Origin of the sequence: Pseudomonas halotolerans, from assembly GCF_039581215.1 — a bacterium.
Lineage (GTDB): Bacteria > Pseudomonadota > Gammaproteobacteria > Pseudomonadales > Pseudomonadaceae > Aquipseudomonas > Aquipseudomonas tehranensis.
On the sequence record NZ_JBCNTJ010000017.1, the window covers coordinates 1 to 19,359 of the forward strand.

Here is a 19,359-nt window from a genome sequence, read left to right on the forward strand (position 1 = left end):
TGAGAGTAGGTCATCGTCAAGATTAAATTCCGAAACCCCTATCTGCTGATGCAGGTAGGGGTTTTGTTTTGCCCGCAGGAAAGGCTGTTTGTGTTTCTATGCAACAGTCTTGCGCATCGCTATCATGCGGGCCTCATTATCAGGTGCCGTTTGCATGCTCACGTTGCTTAAACTTCTGAAGGATGGCCGCTTTCACTCGGGTCAGGCGCTGGGTACTGCTCTGGGTATCAGTCGTAGTGCTGTATGGAAGCAATTGCAGCACCTGGAAGCAGAGTTAGGGTTATCTGTTCATAAGGTTCGAGGCAAGGGTTATCAACTGGCCAAGCCTCTGTTGCTTTTGGATTCGGCTGAGATTAGTGCCAAAGAGTCATGCGGGTGGCCCATCCTTATATTCGACTCCATTGATTCCACCAACGCTGAAGCGCTTCGCGCCATAGGGCGCGGGGTGGAGGCGCCATTTATGGTTTTGGCTGAACGACAGACAGCGGGTCGTGGTCGTCGCGGGCGCAAGTGGGTGAGTCCGTTTGCCGACAATCTTTACCTCAGTCTGGTGCTGCGAATAGAGGGTGGCATGCGCCAAATTGAAGGGCTCAGCCTGGTTGTAGGGCTTGTAGTTATGCACGCCTTGCATGATATGGGGGTCGTGGGGGCTGGACTGAAATGGCCTAACGATGTCTTGGTGGGTGAGAAGAAAATTGCAGGCATCTTGCTAGAATTGGTGGGGGATCCGGCTGACGTTTGTCACGTTGTCCTCGGTGTGGGGATCAATGTGAATATGCGGTCGACCGATGAGGTCGACCAGCAATGGACGTCCATGGGGCTTGAGGCGGGCAGGGACTTCGATCGAAATGCGCTGGTTGGACGATTAGCTGCGAAGTTCCAGCATTATCTCAGGCTCCACCAAGTGTCGGGTTTTTCCGCGATCCAGGAGGAGTGGGAGCGATACCATCTGTGGCAAGGGCGCAATGTTTCCCTGATTGCCGGCATCAACCAGGTTGACGGGGTTGTGATGGGGATTGATCGTCAGGGGGCGTTGCGTTTGAAGGTAAATGGTGTGGAAAAAATCTTTAGCGGTGGTGAGCTCAGTTTGAGGTTGCGTGATGATTCTTGAGCTCGATTGCGGCAACAGCTTCATCAAATGGCGCGTCCTTGATTTCGATGGTGTAACACCGGTCGAAGGAGGGGTGGTTGGTACCGATAGTGCTCTGCTGACAAGCTTGAGTGATGCTGACAAATTTCAGCTCAAAAAATGCCGTCTCGTGAGTGTGAGGACTGCTGAAGAGACTGATTCGCTGGTTGCTTTGCTGATTGATGTTTTTGGGGTGTCCGTCTCGCGCGCCGTGCCTGTTCGGGAGTTGGCGGGTGTGAGGAACGGTTATGCCGATTACCAGCGGTTGGGGCTTGATCGATGGCTGGCCCTGCTTGGGGGCTTCCACCTTGCCTCGGGAGCCTGTTTGGTACTCGATTTCGGTACGGCCGTTACGGCAGATTTCGTAGCCGCGGACGGTGAGCATCTTGGGGGATTCATTTGCCCTGGTATGCCTTTGATGCGCAATCAGTTGCGCACCCATACCCGCCGGATTCGCTATGACGATATGGCTGCTGAACGGGCTCATGAAAGCCTCGCCCCTGGGCGCTCGACTGTTGAGGCGGTAGAACGCGGTTGTATGCTTATGCTCAGAGGGTTTGTCCTGACTCAACTTGAGTTGGCAAAAGAATATTGGGGAAACGATTTCGTAGTATTTCTAACAGGGGGGGATGCCGATTTGGTATCCGGTGTTGTGCCTGATGCCCGGGTAGTGCCTGACCTGATTTTCGTTGGTTTGGCGATGGCCTGTCCTTTGTCTTGAGGTTCTTATGCGGTGGCTGTTTCTGCTGTTGGTGGTTTTGAATGTTTTTTATTACGTCTGGCATCAGCAGGAGGCTCCGCTTCGCGCAAAAGATGTGACTCCATTGAGTTTGTACCGAGGTTCGCAGCAGGATATTCATCTATTGAGCGAAACGGCAGATGCGCTTGTAAGGCGGGACTCAGGCAGGCCGGAGGGGCGAGGAGCGTGTGTTTACCTTGGCGGCTTCGTTCGCATTGAAATGGCCCGGCGGTTGGAGCAGCGGCTCGCGGCATCTGGGGTGGTGGCTCGTCCCGTTGAGTCGAGCTCCCCGAATTTGCCTGCGGAAGGAGGGTTTTGGGTTCTGATTTCGCCAGATAGCAGGATGAAGGTGAATGAAACGCTGCTTCAAAACCTTTCTAAAGAATTCAATGAGTTAAAACATAAAATAATGCCCTGTGAGGGGGTTGCGCCTGCAGGGTAGTTTGCATAGAATGGCGCCCGCTTCGCAGCGAAGGCCTTTAACGGCTAGCGCTATGAAGCGACGTCAACGCAGCTAACCTCAGGTTTTTTATGAGAAAATGCTTGACAGAAGGCTGGCATGATATAGAATGCCGGCTCGCTTAGGAGGGGTTCCCGAGCGGCCAAAGGGATCAGACTGTAAATCTGACGTCTACGACTTCGAAGGTTCGAATCCTTCCCCCTCCACCAGTTTTAGCGTGAGCTGCAAGCTCCGCGGGTATAGTTTAGTGGTAGAACCTCAGCCTTCCAAGCTGATGATGCGGGTTCGATTCCCGCTACCCGCTCCAAGTTTGCAGGTTGTGCAAAGTGTTTCGCTCTTGTAGCTCAGTTGGTAGAGCACACCCTTGGTAAGGGTGAGGTCAGCGGTTCAAATCCGCTCAAGAGCTCCATATAACAAGGCAGATATGAAAATATCTGCCTTTGTTTTAATGGTTTGTGTGACTTGCTAAATTCTTCTCCTAGGGGTGATTTCGATGGCTAAGGAAAAGTTCGAACGTAATAAGCCGCACGTCAACGTTGGTACCATCGGTCACGTCGACCACGGTAAAACCACGCTGACCGCTGCTCTGACCCGTGTCTGCTCCGAAGTTTTCGGTTCGGCCAAGGTTGACTTCGACAAGATCGACAGCGCCCCGGAAGAGAAAGCTCGCGGTATCACCATCAACACCGCTCACGTTGAATACGATTCGGCCGTGCGTCACTACGCACACGTTGACTGCCCAGGTCACGCCGACTACGTAAAAAACATGATCACTGGTGCTGCCCAGATGGACGGCGCGATCCTGGTTTGCTCGGCCGCTGATGGTCCGATGCCGCAAACCCGTGAGCACATCCTGCTGTCCCGTCAGGTAGGCGTTCCGTACATCGTTGTCTTCCTGAACAAGGCTGACATGGTTGACGACGCTGAGCTGCTGGAACTGGTTGAGATGGAAGTGCGCGATCTGCTGAGCACTTACGACTTCCCAGGTGATGACACTCCAATCATCATCGGTTCGGCTCTGATGGCTCTGAACGGCCAAGACGACAACGAAATGGGTACCACTGCTGTCAAGAAGCTGGTGGAAACTCTGGACAGCTACATCCCAGAGCCAGAGCGTGCTATCGACAAGCCGTTCCTGATGCCAATCGAAGACGTATTCTCGATCTCCGGTCGCGGTACTGTTGTGACTGGTCGTGTTGAGCGTGGCATCGTCCGCATCCAGGAAGAAGTTGAGATCGTCGGTCTGCGCGACACTCAGAAAACTACCTGCACCGGCGTTGAAATGTTCCGCAAGCTGCTCGACGAAGGTCGTGCTGGCGAGAACTGCGGCGTACTGCTGCGCGGCACCAAGCGTGACGACGTTGAGCGTGGCCAGGTTCTGGTCAAGCCAGGCACCGTCAAGCCGCACACCAAGTTCACTGCAGAAGTTTACGTTCTGAGCAAGGAAGAAGGCGGCCGTCATACTCCGTTCTTCAAAGGCTACCGTCCACAGTTCTACTTCCGTACAACTGACGTGACCGGTAACTGCGAGCTGCCAGAAGGCGTTGAAATGGTAATGCCAGGTGACAACATCCAGATGACTGTCACTCTGATCAAGACCATCGCGATGGAAGACGGTCTGCGTTTCGCTATCCGTGAAGGCGGTCGTACCGTCGGCGCCGGCGTCGTAGCCAAAGTCATCGAGTAAACAGTTGTAATGTCTTTTTCGGGCCGGCATAATGGTCGGCCTGATTTTGTTTTAGGTCAGTAGCTCAATTGGCAGAGCGACGGTCTCCAAAACCGTAGGTTGGGGGTTCGATTCCCTCCTGACCTGCCAGATTCACTTGGTGTGTCTGGCTTTCTTTTCACAGGATCTTCATAGATGACTCCTAAAGCTGAAGCTCAAGGCTCTCGCTTCGATCTGCTCAAGTGGCTAGTGGTAGCTGCTTTGGTGGTTGTTGGCGTTGTTGGCAATCAGTATTACTCTGCTTCGCCGATCCTGTACCGTGTACTTGCATTGCTTGCTATCGCCGCTGTTGCTGCCTTTGTGGGGCTGCAAACGGCTAAGGGCAAGTCTTTCTTTGTACTCGCTAAGGAAGCTCGCACCGAGATTCGTAAAGTCGTATGGCCGACTCGCCAAGAAACCACGCAGACCACGTTGATCGTTGTGGCTGTTGTTCTGGTAATGGCGTTGCTGTTGTGGGGGCTCGATTCCCTGCTCGGCTGGCTTGTTTCCTTGATTGTTGGCTAAGGGTGTCCCGTGGCTAAGCGTTGGTACGTTGTGCATGCTTACTCGGGTTACGAGAAGCATGTCATGCGCTCGCTGGTAGAGCGCGTAAAGCTGGCTGGCATGGAAGATGGCTTTGGCGAGATTCTGGTCCCCACTGAAGAAGTGGTTGAGATGCGTAATGGCCAGAAGCGCAAAAGTGAACGCAAGTTCTTTCCAGGCTACGTGCTGGTACAGATGGATATGAACGAAGGGACTTGGCACTTGGTCAAGGATACCCCTCGGGTGATGGGCTTCATCGGCGGTACCGCTGACAAGCCTGCACCGATTACAGATAAAGAGGCAGAAGCGATTCTGCGTCGCGTCGCTGATGGTAGCGACAAGCCGAAGCCAAAAACGCTGTTTGAGCCAGGTGAAGTTGTTCGGGTCACTGATGGTCCATTCGCTGATTTTAATGGCACGGTTGAAGAAGTTAACTACGAAAAGAGCCGGATCCAAGTGGCTGTGCTCATTTTCGGTCGCTCTACTCCGGTAGAGCTAGAGTTCAGTCAGGTCGAAAAGGTCTGATTGAACAGGCATCCCAACCCCGCAGCCCTAGGCTGTGGGGTTTTGTCGTCACTGGGATAAACGCGCAAGTAACCGGGGAGCCTTTCGAGGCGCTAGAACCCGTAATTGGAGTGCCTCATGGCCAAGAAAATTACCGCTTACATCAAGCTGCAAGTGAAGGCCGCTCAGGCTAACCCAAGCCCACCTGTTGGCCCTGCCCTGGGTCAGCACGGCGTGAACATCATGGAATTCTGCAAGGCCTTCAACGCCCGTACTCAGGGTCTTGAGCCAGGTCTGCCAACTCCAGTGATCATCACTGTCTACAGCGACCGTAGCTTCACCTTCGAAACTAAAAGCACCCCTGCTTCGGTTCTGCTGAAGAAGGCTGCAGGTTTGACCAGCGGTTCCGCTCGTCCAAACACCGTTAAGGTTGGCACCGTTACCCGTGCTCAGCTGGAAGAAATCGCGAAAACCAAAAACGCGGATCTGACTGCAGCTGATATGGATGCAGCCGTGCGTACTATCGCCGGTTCTGCTCGTAGCATGGGCCTTAACGTGGAGGGTGTGTAATGGCTAAGCTGACCAAGCGTCAAAAGGCTATCGCCGGCAAAATCGAAGCAGGCAAGGCCTACAACTTTGTAGACGCCGCCGCACTGCTGGCCGAGCTGTCGACTGTCAAGTTCAGCGAGTCGTTCGACGTTGCTGTAAATCTGGGTGTTGACCCACGTAAATCCGACCAGGTCGTTCGTAGCGCTACCGTGCTGCCACACGGCACTGGCAAGACCGTTCGTGTAGCTGTTTTCACCCAGGGCCCAGCAGCTGAAGCTGCTCTGGCTGCTGGTGCTGATCGCGTAGGCATGGACGATCTGGCTGCTGAAATGAAAGGCGGCGACCTGAACTATGACGTAGTTATCGCATCCCCGGATGCCATGCGCGTTGTGGGTCAGTTGGGTCAGATCCTCGGTCCACGTGGTCTGATGCCTAACCCTAAAGTCGGCACCGTAACGCCAGACGTAGCCACCGCGGTTAAAAACGCCAAGGCTGGTCAGGTTCGTTATCGCACCGACAAGAACGGCATCATTCACACCTCCGTTGGCAAGATTGGCTTCGACGCCGTCAAGCTGAAGGAAAACGTAGAAGCCCTGATCGCTGATCTGAAGCGTATCAAGCCAGCTTCTTCGAAAGGTATCTACGTCAAGCGCGTTACCCTGAGCACCACTATGGGCCCAGGTCTGGTCATCGATCAGAGCTCGCTCGACGCGTAAGACTCAGGTTGGCGCAAGCGATTGCGCCAATCAAAAAATTGGGGTCCCTGCCTGGCGGGGGCTGTCCAAGACCGTAGGCGACGAAAGTCTTAAACCACAAGCCTACGCAGATGGTGCTCCCGGTTCCTTACCGAATCAGACACCAAAACGACATTCGGTTTCGGCCGGATGAAACGGTAACAAGCAGGAGTTAAACCCGTGGCAATTAAACTCGAAGACAAGAAGGCCATCGTCGCTGAAGTCAACGAGGCTGCCAAAGCTGCCCTGTCCGCTGTCGTGGCTGATGCCCGTGGCGTAACAGTAGGCGCTATGACCGGACTCCGTAAAGAGGCTCGTGAAGCTGGCGTTTACGTACGCGTTGTACGTAACACCCTGCTCAAGCGCGCTGTTGCTGACACTGAATACAGTGTCCTCAACGACGTGTTCACCGGCCCGACCTTGATTGCATTCTCGAAAGAACATCCGGGCGCTGCTGCTCGCATCTTCAAAGAGTTCGCAAAAGGTCAGGACAAGTTCGAGATTAAGGCAGCTGCGTTCGAGGGCAAGTTCCTCGCAGCTAACCAGATCGACGTACTGGCAACTCTGCCGACCCGTGACGAAGCAATTTCTCAGCTGATGAGCGTGATGCAAGGCGCAACCAGCAAATTGGCTCGTACCCTGGCGGCACTGCGCGACCAGAAAGAAGCTGCCGCAGCCTAAGGCTCGACACTCCTTTCCGCGTTTTTTGTTTATTTCGATGGTCGCGTAGGCCGTCCCCCAATTCAGGAATTTAGTTTCATGACTATCTCTCAAAACGACATCCTCGAAGCCGTAGCCAACATGTCCGTAATGGAAGTTGTTGAGCTGATCAAAGCTTTCGAAGAAAAATTCGGTGTTACCGCTGCTGCTGCTTCCGCTGGTCCAGCTGTTGCTGCTGCCGTTGCTGAAGAGCAAACCGAATTCAACGTCATGCTGACCGAAGCTGGCGAGAAGAAAGTAAACGTGATCAAGGCAGTACGTGAACTGACCGGTCTGGGCCTGAAAGAAGCCAAGGCTGTAGTTGACGGCGCTCCTGCCATGGTTCTGGAAGCTGTTGCCAAAGACGCAGCTGAAAAAGCCAAGGCCGCTCTGGAAGAAGCAGGCGCTAAAGTCGAGCTGAAGTAAGCATCGACTTTGCGTCTCCAGCCCGAGCGTTAAGCGACAGGCTGATGGCTGGTGGCTCTTGCCACCGGCCTTTTTCCGTTATTGGCAGCCGACTGGGTCGGTGCCTATAGCGAGCTGTATCCACCCGATGTGGTGGCGCAAACCATGGGGTTTGCACGATTTTCTGGCTGCTCCCGTCGGGAGGGGCCAAACAAGCAGGTGACCAAGCTGGGGAACGCTGATGGCTTACTCATATACTGAGAAAAAACGTATCCGCAAGGACTTTAGCAAGTTGCCGGACGTCATGGATGTGCCGTACCTCCTGGCCATCCAGCTGGATTCGTATCGTGAATTCTTGCAAGCGGGAGCGACTAAAGATCAGTTCCGCGACGTGGGCCTGCATGCGGCCTTCAAATCCGTTTTCCCGATCATCAGCTACTCCGGCAATGCTGCGCTGGAGTACGTCGGTTATCGCCTGGGCGAACCGGCATTTGATGTCAAAGAATGCGTATTGCGCGGTGTGACTTACGCCGTACCTTTGCGGGTAAAAGTGCGCCTGATCATTTTCGACAAAGAGTCGTCGAACAAAGCGATCAAGGACATCAAAGAGCAAGAAGTCTACATGGGTGAAATCCCCCTGATGACTGAGAACGGTACCTTCGTAATCAACGGTACCGAGCGTGTAATCGTTTCCCAGCTGCACCGTTCTCCGGGCGTGTTCTTCGACCACGACCGTGGCAAGACGCACAGCTCCGGCAAACTGCTTTATTCCGCGCGCATCATTCCTTACCGCGGCTCGTGGTTGGACTTTGAGTTCGACCCTAAAGACTGCGTATTCGTGCGTATCGACCGTCGCCGCAAGCTGCCTGCATCGGTACTGCTGCGCGCGCTCGGCTATACCACTGAAGAAGTGCTGGACGCGTTCTACACCACCAACGTCTTCCATGTGCAAGGTGAAAACCTCAGCCTGGAACTGGTGCCTCAGCGCCTGCGCGGTGAAATCGCTGTCCTCGATATCCAGGATGATAAAGGCAAGGTTATTGTCGAGCAGGGTCGTCGTATCACTGCTCGCCACATCAACCAGCTGGAAAAAGCCGGGATCAAAGAGCTGCAGGTGCCTCTGGACTACGTCCTGGGTCGCACCACCGCCAAGGTCATCGTGCACCCGGCCACTGGCGAAATCCTGGCAGAGTGCAACACCGAGCTGAACACCGAGATCCTGGCAAAAATCGCCAAGGCCCAGGTTGTTCGCATCGAGACTCTGTACACCAACGATATCGACTGCGGTCCGTTCATCTCCGATACGCTGAAGATCGACTCCACCGGCAACCAGCTGGAAGCCCTGGTCGAGATCTATCGCATGATGCGTCCTGGCGAGCCGCCAACCAAAGACGCAGCCGAGACCCTGTTCAACAACCTGTTCTTCAGCCCTGAGCGTTATGACCTGTCTGCGGTCGGCCGGATGAAGTTCAACCGTCGTATCGGTCGTACCGAAATCGAAGGTTCGGGCGTGCTGAACAAGGACGACATCGTCGCGGTGCTCAAGACTCTGGTCGACATCCGGAACGGCAAGGGCATCGTCGATGACATCGACCACCTGGGTAACCGTCGTGTCCGCTGCGTAGGCGAGATGGCCGAGAACCAGTTCCGTGTTGGCCTGGTGCGCGTAGAGCGCGCGGTCAAGGAACGTCTGTCGATGGCTGAAAGCGAAGGCCTGATGCCGCAGGATCTGATCAACGCCAAGCCAGTGGCTGCCGCGGTGAAAGAGTTCTTCGGTTCGAGCCAGCTGTCTCAGTTCATGGACCAGAACAACCCGCTGTCGGAGATTACCCACAAGCGTCGTGTTTCTGCACTCGGCCCGGGCGGTCTGACCCGTGAGCGCGCAGGCTTCGAAGTTCGTGACGTACACCCGACTCACTACGGTCGTGTATGCCCGATTGAAACGCCGGAAGGTCCGAACATCGGTCTGATCAACTCGCTGGCAGCCTATGCTCGCACCAACCAGTATGGCTTCCTCGAGAGCCCGTACCGTGTGGTGAAAGAAGGTCTGGTGACCGACGAGATCGTGTTCCTGTCCGCAATCGAAGAGGCCGATCATGTGATCGCTCAGGCTTCGGCGACCATGAACGAAAAAGGTCAGCTGATCGACGAGCTGGTAGCTGTTCGTCACCTGAACGAGTTCACCGTCAAGGCGCCAGAAGACGTCACCTTGATGGACGTTTCGCCCAAGCAGGTTGTTTCGGTGGCCGCGTCGCTGATTCCGTTCCTCGAGCACGACGACGCCAACCGTGCGTTGATGGGTTCGAACATGCAGCGTCAAGCTGTGCCGACCCTGCGTGCCGACAAGCCGCTGGTAGGTACTGGCATGGAGCGTAACGTTGCCCGTGACTCCGGCGTTTGTGTCGTGGCTCGTCGTGGTGGCGTGATCGATTCCGTCGATGCCAGCCGTATCGTGGTTCGTGTTGCCGATGACGAAGTTGAAACTGGCGAAGCCGGTGTCGACATCTACAACCTGACCAAATACACCCGCTCCAACCAGAACACCTGCATCAACCAGCGTCCGCTGGTGAGCAAGGGTGATCGGGTTCAGCGTAGCGACATCATGGCCGACGGCCCGTCCACCGATATGGGTGAACTGGCACTGGGCCAGAACATGCGCATCGCGTTCATGGCATGGAACGGCTTCAACTTCGAAGACTCCATCTGCCTGTCCGAGCGTGTTGTTCAGGAAGACCGCTTCACCACGATCCACATTCAGGAACTGACCTGTGTGGCTCGTGACACCAAGCTTGGCCCAGAGGAAATCACTGCGGACATCCCTAACGTGGGTGAAGCTGCACTGAACAAACTGGACGAAGCCGGTATCGTTTACGTAGGTGCTGAAGTAGGCGCAGGCGACATCCTGGTTGGTAAGGTCACTCCGAAAGGCGAGACGCAACTGACTCCGGAAGAAAAACTGCTGCGTGCCATCTTCGGTGAAAAAGCCAGCGACGTTAAAGACACCTCCCTGCGTGTGCCTACCGGCACCAAGGGTACCGTCATCGACGTACAAGTCTTCACCCGCGACGGTGTAGAGCGTGACGCTCGTGCACTGTCTATCGAGAAGACTCAACTCGACGAGATCCGCAAGGACCTGAACGAAGAGTTCCGTATCGTTGAAGGCGCTACTTTCGAGCGTCTGCGCTCCGCTCTGGTCGGCCACAAAGCCGAAGGCGGCGCCGGTCTGAAGAAAGGTCAGGAAATCACCGACGAAGTTCTCGACGGTCTTGAGCATGGTCAGTGGTTCAAGCTGCGCATGGCTGAAGATGCTCTGAACGAGCAGCTCGAGAAGGCCCAGGCCTATATCGTTGATCGCCGCCGTCTGCTGGACGACAAGTTCGAAGACAAGAAGCGCAAACTGCAGCAAGGCGATGACCTGGCTCCAGGCGTGCTGAAAATCGTCAAGGTTTACCTGGCAATCCGTCGTCGCATCCAGCCGGGCGACAAGATGGCCGGTCGTCACGGTAACAAAGGTGTGGTCTCCGTGATCATGCCGGTTGAAGACATGCCGCACGATGCCAATGGCACCCCGGTCGACGTCGTCCTCAACCCGTTGGGCGTACCTTCGCGTATGAACGTTGGTCAGATCCTTGAAACCCACCTGGGCCTCGCGGCCAAGGGCTTGGGCGAGAAGATCAACCGTATGATCGAAGAGCAGCGCAAGGTCGCTGACCTGCGTAAGTTCCTGCACGAGATCTACAACGAGATCGGCGGACGCAACGAAGAGCTGGATACCTTCTCCGACCAGGAAATCCTGGATCTGGCGAAGAACCTGCGCGGCGGCGTTCCAATGGCAACTCCGGTGTTCGACGGTGCCAAGGAAAGCGAAATCAAGGCCATGCTGAAACTGGCAGACCTGCCGGAAAGCGGCCAGATGCAGCTGTTCGACGGCCGTACCGGCAACAAGTTCGAGCGCCCGGTCACCGTTGGCTACATGTACATGCTGAAGCTGAACCACTTGGTAGACGACAAGATGCACGCTCGTTCTACCGGTTCTTACAGCCTGGTTACCCAGCAGCCGCTGGGTGGTAAGGCGCAGTTCGGTGGTCAGCGTTTCGGGGAGATGGAGGTCTGGGCACTGGAAGCGTACGGTGCTGCATACACTCTGCAAGAAATGCTCACAGTGAAGTCGGACGATGTGAACGGCCGGACCAAGATGTACAAAAACATCGTGGACGGCGATCACCGTATGGAGCCGGGCATGCCCGAGTCTTTCAACGTGTTGATCAAGGAAATTCGTTCCCTCGGCATCGATATCGATCTGGAAACCGAATAACACGTGACGCGAATCGAGAGCGGGGCTGTTTTGCCCGCTCTCTGCTCCGCCAGGAGGAAAGGCCTTGAAAGACCTACTGAATTTGCTGAAAAACCAGGGTCAAGTCGAAGAGTTCGACGCCATCCGTATCGGATTGGCCTCGCCTGAGATGATCCGTTCGTGGTCGTTCGGTGAAGTTAAAAAGCCGGAAACCATCAACTACCGTACGTTCAAACCTGAGCGTGACGGCCTGTTCTGCGCCAAGATCTTTGGCCCGGTAAAGGATTACGAGTGCCTGTGCGGTAAGTACAAGCGCTTGAAGCACCGCGGTGTTATCTGCGAGAAGTGCGGCGTTGAAGTCGCGCTGGCAAAAGTTCGTCGTGAGCGCATGGCGCACATCGAACTGGCCTCGCCGGTTGCCCACATCTGGTTCTTGAAATCGCTGCCGTCCCGTATCGGCTTGCTGATGGACATGACCCTGCGTGATATCGAACGCGTTCTCTACTTCGAGAGCTATGTCGTTATCGATCCGGGCATGACCACCCTTGAAAAAGGTCAGCTGCTCAACGACGAGCAGTACTTCGAAGCGCTGGAAGAGTTCGGCGACGATTTTGATGCCCGCATGGGTGCCGAAGCTGTCCGTGAACTGCTGCACGCGATCGACCTGGAGCACGAGATTGGCCGTCTGCGTGAAGAAATTCCGCAAACCAACTCCGAAACCAAGATCAAGAAGCTGTCCAAGCGTCTGAAGTTGATGGAAGCCTTCCAGGGTTCCGGCAACCTGCCAGAGTGGATGGTGCTGACCGTTCTGCCGGTTCTGCCGCCAGACCTGCGTCCGCTGGTTCCGCTCGATGGCGGTCGTTTCGCGACTTCCGACCTCAACGATCTGTATCGTCGAGTGATCAACCGTAACAACCGCTTGAAGCGCCTGCTTGATCTGTCCGCTCCGGACATCATCGTGCGCAACGAAAAGCGTATGTTGCAGGAAGCTGTCGATGCACTGCTCGACAACGGTCGTCGTGGTCGCGCTATCACCGGTTCGAACAAGCGTCCTCTGAAATCCCTGGCTGACATGATCAAGGGTAAGCAGGGTCGTTTCCGTCAGAACTTGCTCGGTAAGCGTGTTGACTACTCCGGTCGTTCGGTTATTACCGTAGGCCCGACCCTGCGTCTGCACCAGTGCGGTCTGCCTAAGAAAATGGCTCTGGAGCTGTTCAAGCCGTTCATTTTCGGCAAGCTGGAAATGCGTGGTCTCGCTACCACCATTAAAGCGGCCAAGAAGATGGTCGAGCGCGAGCTGCCAGAAGTCTGGGACGTTCTCGCTGAAGTGATTCGCGAACACCCAGTGCTGCTCAACCGTGCACCGACCCTTCACCGTCTGGGTATCCAGGCGTTTGAACCGGTACTGATTGAAGGTAAGGCTATCCAGCTGCACCCGCTGGTCTGTGCTGCGTACAACGCTGACTTCGACGGCGACCAAATGGCCGTGCACGTGCCGCTGACGCTGGAAGCCCAGCTCGAAGCGCGCGCGTTGATGATGTCCACCAACAACATCCTGTCGCCAGCCAACGGTGAGCCAATCATCGTTCCGTCGCAGGACGTTGTATTGGGTCTGTACTACATGACTCGTGAAGCGATCAACGCCAAGGGCGAAGGTCGCGTGTTCGCGGATCTGCAGGAAGTTGACCGTGTGTTCCGTGCTGGCGAAGCCGCACTGCACGCCAAGGTCAAAGTGCGGATCAACGAAACCGTGAACGATCGTGATGGCGGCAGCGTGACCAACACCCGTATCGTCGACACCACTGTCGGTCGTGCGCTGTTGTTCCAGGTTGTGCCAAAAGGCCTGTCCTTCGATGTCGTCAACCTGCCGATGAAGAAAAAGGCGATCTCCAAGCTGATCAACCAGTGCTACCGCGTGGTTGGTTTGAAAGAGACCGTGATCTTCGCTGACCAGTTGATGTACACCGGTTTTGCCTATTCGACCATTTCCGGCGTTTCCATCGGCGTTAACGACTTCGTTATCCCGGATGAGAAGGCTCGCATCATCGGTGCTGCCACCGAAGAAGTGAAAGAGATCGAAAGCCAGTACGCCTCCGGCCTGGTCACCCAGGGCGAGAAGTACAACAAGGTAATCGACCTCTGGTCCAAGGCGAACGACGAAGTTTCCAAGGCGATGATGGCCAACCTCTCGAAAGAGAAAGTCATCGACCGTCATGGCAACGAAGTCGATCAGGAGTCCTTCAACTCGATGTACATGATGGCCGACTCGGGCGCACGGGGTTCTGCTGCGCAGATCCGTCAGCTCGCCGGTATGCGTGGCCTGATGGCCAAGCCGGACGGTTCCATCATCGAGACCCCGATTACCGCAAACTTCCGTGAAGGTTTGAGCGTACTTCAGTACTTCATCTCCACTCACGGTGCTCGTAAGGGTCTTGCGGATACCGCGTTGAAAACTGCGAACTCTGGTTACCTGACCCGTCGTCTGGTAGACGTTGCGCAGGATCTGGTTGTGACCGAGATCGATTGCGGCACCGAGCACGGCCTGGTAATGACGCCGCACATTGAAGGCGGTGACGTTGTAGAGCCGTTGGGTGAACGTGTATTGGGTCGTGTCATTGCCCGTGACGTATTCAAGCCAGGTACCGAGGACGTCATCGTTCCTGCTGGCACTCTGGTTGACGAGAAGTGGGTCGAGTTCATCGAACTCAACAGCATCGACGAAGTGATCGTGCGCTCGCCGATCAGCTGCGAAACCCGCTATGGCATCTGCGCCAAGTGCTACGGTCGCGACCTGGCTCGTGGTCACCAGGTGAACATCGGTGAAGCGGTCGGCGTTATCGCTGCCCAGTCCATCGGTGAGCCGGGTACCCAGCTGACGATGCGTACGTTCCACATCGGTGGTGCGGCCAGCCGGACTTCCGCAGCTGACAGTGTTCAGGTGAAGAATGGCGGTACTGTCCGTCTGCATAACCTCAAGCATGTTGAGCGCGTGGACGGTCACTTGGTAGCTGTATCCCGTTCCGGTGAGCTGGCAATCGCTGATGACTTCGGTCGTGAGCGCGAGCGTTACAAGCTGCCGTACGGTGCTGTGATTTCGGTCAAGGAAGGTGACAAGGTCGACGCTGGCGCCATCGTCGCCAAGTGGGATCCGCACACCCACCCGATCGTGACCGAAATGAAAGGTACCGTGACCTACGTGGGCATGGAAGAAGGCATCACGATCAAGCGTCAGACCGACGAATTGACCGGTATGACCAACATTGAAGTGCTCGACGCAAAAGATCGTCCGGCTGCCGGCAAGGACATCCGTCCGGCCGTGAAGATGGTCGACGACAACGGCAAGGATCTGTTGCTGCCAGGCACTGACGTAATCGCTCAGTACTTCCTGCCAGCCAACGCCCTGGTCGGTGTTGCGGACGGTGCGCGGATCGCGATCGGTGATGTTATCGCTCGTATCCCGCAGGAAACTTCGAAAACCCGCGACATCACCGGTGGTCTGCCGCGTGTTGCCGACCTGTTCGAAGCCCGTCGTCCGAAAGAAGCCTCGATTCTGGCTGAAGTCAGCGGCACCATCGCGTTCGGTAAAGAGACCAAGGGCAAGCGCCGTCTGGTCATCACTCCGAACGACGGTAGCGATCCGTACGAAGAGCTGATTCCGAAGTGGCGTCACCTGAACGTCTTCGAAGGCGAACAGGTCAACCGCGGCGAAGTGATCTCCGACGGCCCGAGCGATCCACACGACATCCTGCGTTTGCTGGGTGTGAGTGCGCTGGCCAAGTACATCGTGAACGAGATCCAGGACGTTTATCGTCTGCAAGGCGTGAAGATCAACGACAAGCACATCGAGACCATCCTGCGTCAGATGCTGCGTAAAGTTGAGATCGCTGAATCCGGCGATTCGAGTTTCATCAAGGGCGACCAGATGGAGCTGACTCACGTACTGGTGGAAAACGAGCGCCTGGCGACGGAAGACAAGTTCGTCTCCAAGTTCACTCGCGTGCTGCTGGGTATCACCAAGGCGTCGTTGTCCACCGAATCGTTCATCTCGGCGGCTTCCTTCCAGGAAACCACCCGTGTACTGACCGAAGCGGCGGTAACCGGCAAGCGCGATTACCTGCGCGGCCTGAAAGAAAACGTGGTCGTGGGTCGTCTGATCCCGGCCGGTACCGGTTTGGCCTATCACAGCGAGCGCAAGCGTCGTCGTGATGCAGACAAGCCGTTGCGCGTAAGCGCCAGTGAAGTGGAAGCTGCACTGACCGAAGCACTGAACTCGAGCGGTAACTGAGTTCGGCGGTAATTGAGTGCCGGGCCCTGGTCACCCTGTTTGCTGGATCGAGACAAATTGTCGAGATCCGGCGGGCGGGGAGGTCGGGGCCTTGCCTTGACTGGGAACAAGATCCTCTTTAGACTCTTGATCCCCTAAATTTGGCGGGAATTCGTTCCTGCCATTTTGCTTTTCTTGTAAGACAATAGCGTCGCAAGACAACAGTGGAGCTAGTAGATGGCAACTATCAACCAGCTGGTACGTCAGCCGCGTAAGCGTATCGTCGAGAAATCCGACGTGCCTGCGCTGCAGAACTGCCCGCAACGTCGTGGCGTATGCACCCGTGTGTATACCACCACGCCGAAAAAACCTAACTCGGCACTGCGTAAAGTATGCCGTGTGCGTCTGACCAACGGTTTCGAGGTTTCCTCGTACATCGGTGGTGAAGGCCACAACCTGCAAGAGCACAGCGTGGTACTGATCCGCGGCGGTCGTGTAAAAGACTTGCCAGGTGTTCGTTACCACACCGTTCGCGGTTCTTTGGATACTTCCGGCGTTAAAGGTCGTAACCAGGGTCGTTCGAAGTACGGTACCAAGCGTCCGAAGTAATCGGCCGTTTTGCAGTTTTTCATTTTATTGAGTCGATAAGAGTAAGGTCGGGCACGCATTAGCTGTCCCGGGCTAACCTGAAGACCGTTTGAGGGCTTATCAATGCCAAGACGTCGCGTAGCAGCCAAACGTGAGATTCTGGACGATCCGAAATACGGAAGCCAGATTCTCGCCAAGTTCATGAACCACGTAATGGAAAGCGGCAAAAAAGCCGTTGCCGAGCGTATTGTTTATGGCGCACTGGACAAAGTTAAGGAACGCAAGAACAGCGATCCCCTGGAAATCTTCGAGAAAGCTCTCGACGCCATCGCTCCGCTGGTCGAAGTGAAGTCGCGCCGTGTAGGCGGTGCTACTTACCAGGTTCCGGTCGAAGTTCGTCCGTCCCGTCGTAACGCCCTGGCAATGCGCTGGTTGGTAGACTTCGCCCGCAAGCGCGGTGAGAAGTCCATGGCTCTGCGTTTGGCTGGCGAACTGTTGGACGCTGCTGAAGGTAAAGGTGCTGCAGTTAAGAAGCGTGAAGACGTGCACCGTATGGCTGAAGCCAACAAGGCTTTCTCGCACTACCGCTTCTAATTCTAGCGTCACTCAATTTGCGAGGGCTTTATGGCTCGTACTACACCGATTAATCGCTACCGTAACATCGGTATCGTTGCCCACGTGGATGCTGGTAAAACCACCACCACTGAGCGCGTCCTTTTTTACACTGGCAAAAGTCACAAGATGGGCGAGGTGCATGATGGCGCCGCGACCACCGACTGGATGGTGCAGGAGCAGGAGCGTGGTATTACCATTACTTCTGCTGCCATTACCGCCTTCTGGAAGGGTTCCGAGAAGCAGTACAAGGACGAGCACCGCTTCAACGTCATCGACACCCCGGGTCACGTAGACTTCACCATTGAAGTTGAGCGTTCCCTGCGTGTACTCGACGGCGCTGTGGTTGTGTTCTGCGGTACCTCGGGTGTTGAGCCTCAGTCGGAAACCGTATGGCGTCAGGCCAACAAGTACGGTGTTCCGCGTCTTGTTTATGTAAACAAGATGGACCGTGCTGGTGCCAACTTCCTGCGCGTGATCGGTCAGATCAAGCAGCGTCTGGGTCACACTCCGGTGCCGATCCAGCTGGCTATCGGTTCTGAAGACAACTTCCAGGGCCAGATCGATCTGATCAACATGCAGGCTGTCTACTGGAATGACTCTGACAAGGGTATGGTTCCTGTTCGCAAGGACATCCCTGCAGAGTTGCTGGAAGAAGCCGAGAAGTGGCGCGGCAACATGGTAGAGGCTGCGGCCGAAGCCAACGAAGAGCTGATGAACAAGTACCTCGAGGGTGAAGAGCTCACCAACGAGGAAATCAAGGCTGCTCTGCGTCAGCGTACTATCGCTGGTGAAATCGTCTTGGCTGTTTGCGGTTCTTCCTTCAAGAACAAGGGTGTTCCCTTGGTTCTCGACGCCGTTATCGACTTCCTGCCTGCGCCGACCGACATTCCAGCCATCAAGGGTACTGACCCGGATGACGAGACTGTCGAGCTGGAGCGTCATGCAGACGACAACGAGCCGTTCTCGGCTCTGGCGTTCAAGATCGCTACCGACCCATTCGTGGGTACCTTGACCTTTGTTCGGGTTTACTCGGGCGTGTTGAACTCCGGCGACGGCGTGATCAACTCTGTAAAAGGCAAGAAAGAGCGCGTGGGTCGTATGGTGCAAATGCACGCAAACGCCCGCGAAGAGATCAAGGAAGTGCGCGCTGGTGACATCGCGGCCTTGATCGGCATGAAGGACGTCACCACGGGTGAGACTTTGTGCAACGGCGACAAGCCAATCATCCTGGTTCGCATGGACTTCCCGGAGCCGGTTATTTCGGTTGCCGTTGAGCCGAAAACCAAGGATGACCAGGAAAAAATGGGTATCGCTCTGGGCAAGCTTGCTCAGGAAGATCCATCTTTCCGCGTTAAGACTGATGAAGAGACCGGTCAGACGATCATCTCTGGCATGGGCGAGTTGCACCTGGACATCCTGGTTGACCGGATGCGCCGTGAGTTCAACGTCGAAGCCAACATCGGCAAGCCACAGGTTTCCTATCGTGAGCGCATCACGAAGAACTGTGAAATTGAAGGCAAGTTCGTTCGCCAATCCGGTGGTCGTGGCCAGTTCGGTCATTGCTGGATTCGCTTTGCGCCGGCTGACGAAGGTCAGGAAGGTCTGCAATTCGTGAACGAAGTCGTAGGTGGTGTGGTTCCTAAGGAATACATCCCGGCGATCCAGAAGGGTATCGAAGAGCAGATGAAGAACGGCGTTGTTGCCGGCTATCCGCTGATCGGCCTGAAGGCGACTGTGTTCGATGGTTCTTACCACGACGTCGACTCCAACGAGATGGCGTTCAAGGTGGCTGCTTCCATGGCGACCAAGCAACTGGCCCAGAAGGGCGGCGGTGAGTTGCTTGAGCCGATCATGGCGGTAGAGGTTGTTACGCCTGAAGACTACATGGGTGATGTCATGGGCGACCTTAACCGTCGTCGTGGCATGATTCTGGGTATGGAAGATACGGTTTCCGGCAAGGTCATTCGTGCCGAGGTTCCGTTGGGTGAAATGTTCGGTTACGCAACCGACGTTCGTTCCATGTCTCAGGGTCGCGCGAGCTACTCTATGGAATTCAAAAAATACAATACAGCTCCGTCGCATATCGTCGAAACTGTTACCAAAAAGCAAGGCTGATTCAGCCCTTTAAGCT

Annotated in this window: 15 protein-coding genes and 4 tRNA genes; all 19 read left to right on the top strand. The window is 55.5% G+C overall.

Going from position 1 to position 19,359, the window contains the following annotated elements; all coding sequences use genetic code 11:
• Positions 1 to 154 precede the first annotated feature (154 nt).
• Positions 155 to 1,111 (top strand): bifunctional biotin--[acetyl-CoA-carboxylase] ligase/biotin operon repressor BirA, encoded by a 957-nt coding sequence (gene birA / locus AAIS01_RS20795; protein ID WP_343470511.1) that lies wholly within the window; start codon positions 155 to 157, stop codon positions 1,109 to 1,111.
• The gene (locus AAIS01_RS20800; RefSeq protein ID WP_343470512.1) at positions 1,101 to 1,850 is read left to right on the top strand and encodes a pantothenate kinase; all 750 of its coding nucleotides are present in this window, start codon (positions 1,101 to 1,103) and stop codon (positions 1,848 to 1,850) included. Before birA ends, AAIS01_RS20800 begins: the two co-directional genes overlap by 11 nt.
• 7 nt (positions 1,851 to 1,857) lie before the next feature.
• Entirely contained in the window at positions 1,858 to 2,310 is a 453-nt protein-coding gene (locus tag AAIS01_RS20805) for a hypothetical protein (protein WP_343470513.1), read from the top strand.
• Between the two features lie 142 nt (positions 2,311 to 2,452).
• Positions 2,453 to 2,537, top strand: a tRNA-Tyr gene (locus tag AAIS01_RS20810).
• Between the two features lie 24 nt (positions 2,538 to 2,561).
• A tRNA-Gly gene (locus tag AAIS01_RS20815) sits at positions 2,562 to 2,635 on the top strand.
• 26 nt (positions 2,636 to 2,661) lie between these two features.
• Positions 2,662 to 2,737, top strand: a tRNA-Thr gene (locus AAIS01_RS20820).
• Between the two features lie 84 nt (positions 2,738 to 2,821).
• Entirely contained in the window at positions 2,822 to 4,015 is a 1,194-nt protein-coding gene (tuf, locus tag AAIS01_RS20825; protein WP_003186103.1) for an elongation factor Tu, read from the top strand.
• Between the two features lie 53 nt (positions 4,016 to 4,068).
• Positions 4,069 to 4,144, top strand: a tRNA-Trp gene (locus AAIS01_RS20830).
• Between the two features lie 45 nt (positions 4,145 to 4,189).
• Positions 4,190 to 4,558, top strand: a complete 369-nt coding sequence (gene secE / locus AAIS01_RS20835; protein ID WP_283554441.1) for a preprotein translocase subunit SecE — start codon at positions 4,190 to 4,192, stop codon at positions 4,556 to 4,558.
• A 9-nt stretch (positions 4,559 to 4,567) separates the two neighbouring features.
• Complete coding sequence (nusG, locus tag AAIS01_RS20840) at positions 4,568 to 5,101, top strand: transcription termination/antitermination protein NusG (RefSeq protein ID WP_003186097.1); 534 nt, start codon at positions 4,568 to 4,570, stop codon at positions 5,099 to 5,101.
• A gap of 117 nt (positions 5,102 to 5,218) precedes the next feature.
• Positions 5,219 to 5,650 carry a 50S ribosomal protein L11 gene (rplK, locus tag AAIS01_RS20845; RefSeq protein WP_003176435.1) on the top strand — a complete coding sequence of 144 codons (432 nt, stop codon included), beginning with the start codon at positions 5,219 to 5,221 and terminating at the stop codon, positions 5,648 to 5,650.
• Positions 5,650 to 6,345 (top strand): 50S ribosomal protein L1, encoded by a 696-nt coding sequence (rplA, locus tag AAIS01_RS20850; RefSeq protein WP_003186095.1) that lies wholly within the window; start codon positions 5,650 to 5,652, stop codon positions 6,343 to 6,345. The genes rplK and rplA overlap by 1 nt, the downstream gene beginning before the upstream one ends.
• 198 nt (positions 6,346 to 6,543) lie before the next feature.
• Entirely contained in the window at positions 6,544 to 7,044 is a 501-nt protein-coding gene (gene rplJ / locus AAIS01_RS20855; RefSeq protein ID WP_092403435.1) for a 50S ribosomal protein L10, read from the top strand.
• A gap of 78 nt (positions 7,045 to 7,122) precedes the next feature.
• Positions 7,123 to 7,488: a 50S ribosomal protein L7/L12 gene (gene rplL, locus AAIS01_RS20860; protein WP_092403437.1), complete on the top strand. Its 366-nt coding sequence runs from the start codon at positions 7,123 to 7,125 to the stop codon at positions 7,486 to 7,488.
• Positions 7,489 to 7,708: 220 nt separating this feature from the next.
• A complete protein-coding gene (rpoB, locus tag AAIS01_RS20865) occupies positions 7,709 to 11,782 on the top strand; it encodes a DNA-directed RNA polymerase subunit beta (RefSeq protein WP_092403439.1) in 4,074 nt (1,357 codons plus the stop codon).
• Between the two features lie 64 nt (positions 11,783 to 11,846).
• On the top strand, positions 11,847 to 16,046 hold the full coding sequence (gene rpoC, locus AAIS01_RS20870) for a DNA-directed RNA polymerase subunit beta' (protein WP_047230482.1): 4,200 nt from the start codon (positions 11,847 to 11,849) through the stop codon (positions 16,044 to 16,046).
• 216 nt (positions 16,047 to 16,262) lie between these two features.
• Positions 16,263 to 16,634, top strand: a complete 372-nt coding sequence (gene rpsL, locus AAIS01_RS20875) for a 30S ribosomal protein S12 (RefSeq protein ID WP_003186084.1) — start codon at positions 16,263 to 16,265, stop codon at positions 16,632 to 16,634.
• Between the two features lie 102 nt (positions 16,635 to 16,736).
• A complete protein-coding gene (gene rpsG, locus AAIS01_RS20880; protein WP_003186074.1) occupies positions 16,737 to 17,207 on the top strand; it encodes a 30S ribosomal protein S7 in 471 nt (156 codons plus the stop codon).
• Positions 17,208 to 17,237: 30 nt separating this feature from the next.
• Positions 17,238 to 19,343 (top strand): elongation factor G, encoded by a 2,106-nt coding sequence (gene fusA, locus AAIS01_RS20885; protein WP_092403441.1) that lies wholly within the window; start codon positions 17,238 to 17,240, stop codon positions 19,341 to 19,343.
• Positions 19,344 to 19,359: the final 16 nt, after the last annotated feature.

Excerpts from the sequence above, each read along its gene's own strand:
- birA (WP_343470511.1), top strand. The coding sequence starts at position 155 with ATGCTCACGTTGCTTAAACTTCTGAAGGATGGCCGCTTTCACTCGGGT.
- AAIS01_RS20800 (WP_343470512.1), top strand. The coding sequence starts at position 1,101 with ATGATTCTTGAGCTCGATTGCGGCAACAGCTTCATCAAATGGCGCGTC.
- AAIS01_RS20805 (WP_343470513.1), top strand. The coding sequence starts at position 1,858 with ATGCGGTGGCTGTTTCTGCTGTTGGTGGTTTTGAATGTTTTTTATTAC.
- tuf (WP_003186103.1), top strand. The coding sequence starts at position 2,822 with ATGGCTAAGGAAAAGTTCGAACGTAATAAGCCGCACGTCAACGTTGGT.
- secE (WP_283554441.1), top strand. The coding sequence starts at position 4,190 with ATGACTCCTAAAGCTGAAGCTCAAGGCTCTCGCTTCGATCTGCTCAAG.
- rplK (WP_003176435.1), top strand. The coding sequence starts at position 5,219 with ATGGCCAAGAAAATTACCGCTTACATCAAGCTGCAAGTGAAGGCCGCT.
- rplA (WP_003186095.1), top strand. The coding sequence starts at position 5,650 with ATGGCTAAGCTGACCAAGCGTCAAAAGGCTATCGCCGGCAAAATCGAA.
- rplL (WP_092403437.1), top strand. The coding sequence starts at position 7,123 with ATGACTATCTCTCAAAACGACATCCTCGAAGCCGTAGCCAACATGTCC.
- rpoB (WP_092403439.1), top strand. The coding sequence starts at position 7,709 with ATGGCTTACTCATATACTGAGAAAAAACGTATCCGCAAGGACTTTAGC.
- rpsL (WP_003186084.1), top strand. The coding sequence starts at position 16,263 with ATGGCAACTATCAACCAGCTGGTACGTCAGCCGCGTAAGCGTATCGTC.
- rpsG (WP_003186074.1), top strand. The coding sequence starts at position 16,737 with ATGCCAAGACGTCGCGTAGCAGCCAAACGTGAGATTCTGGACGATCCG.
- fusA (WP_092403441.1), top strand. The coding sequence starts at position 17,238 with ATGGCTCGTACTACACCGATTAATCGCTACCGTAACATCGGTATCGTT.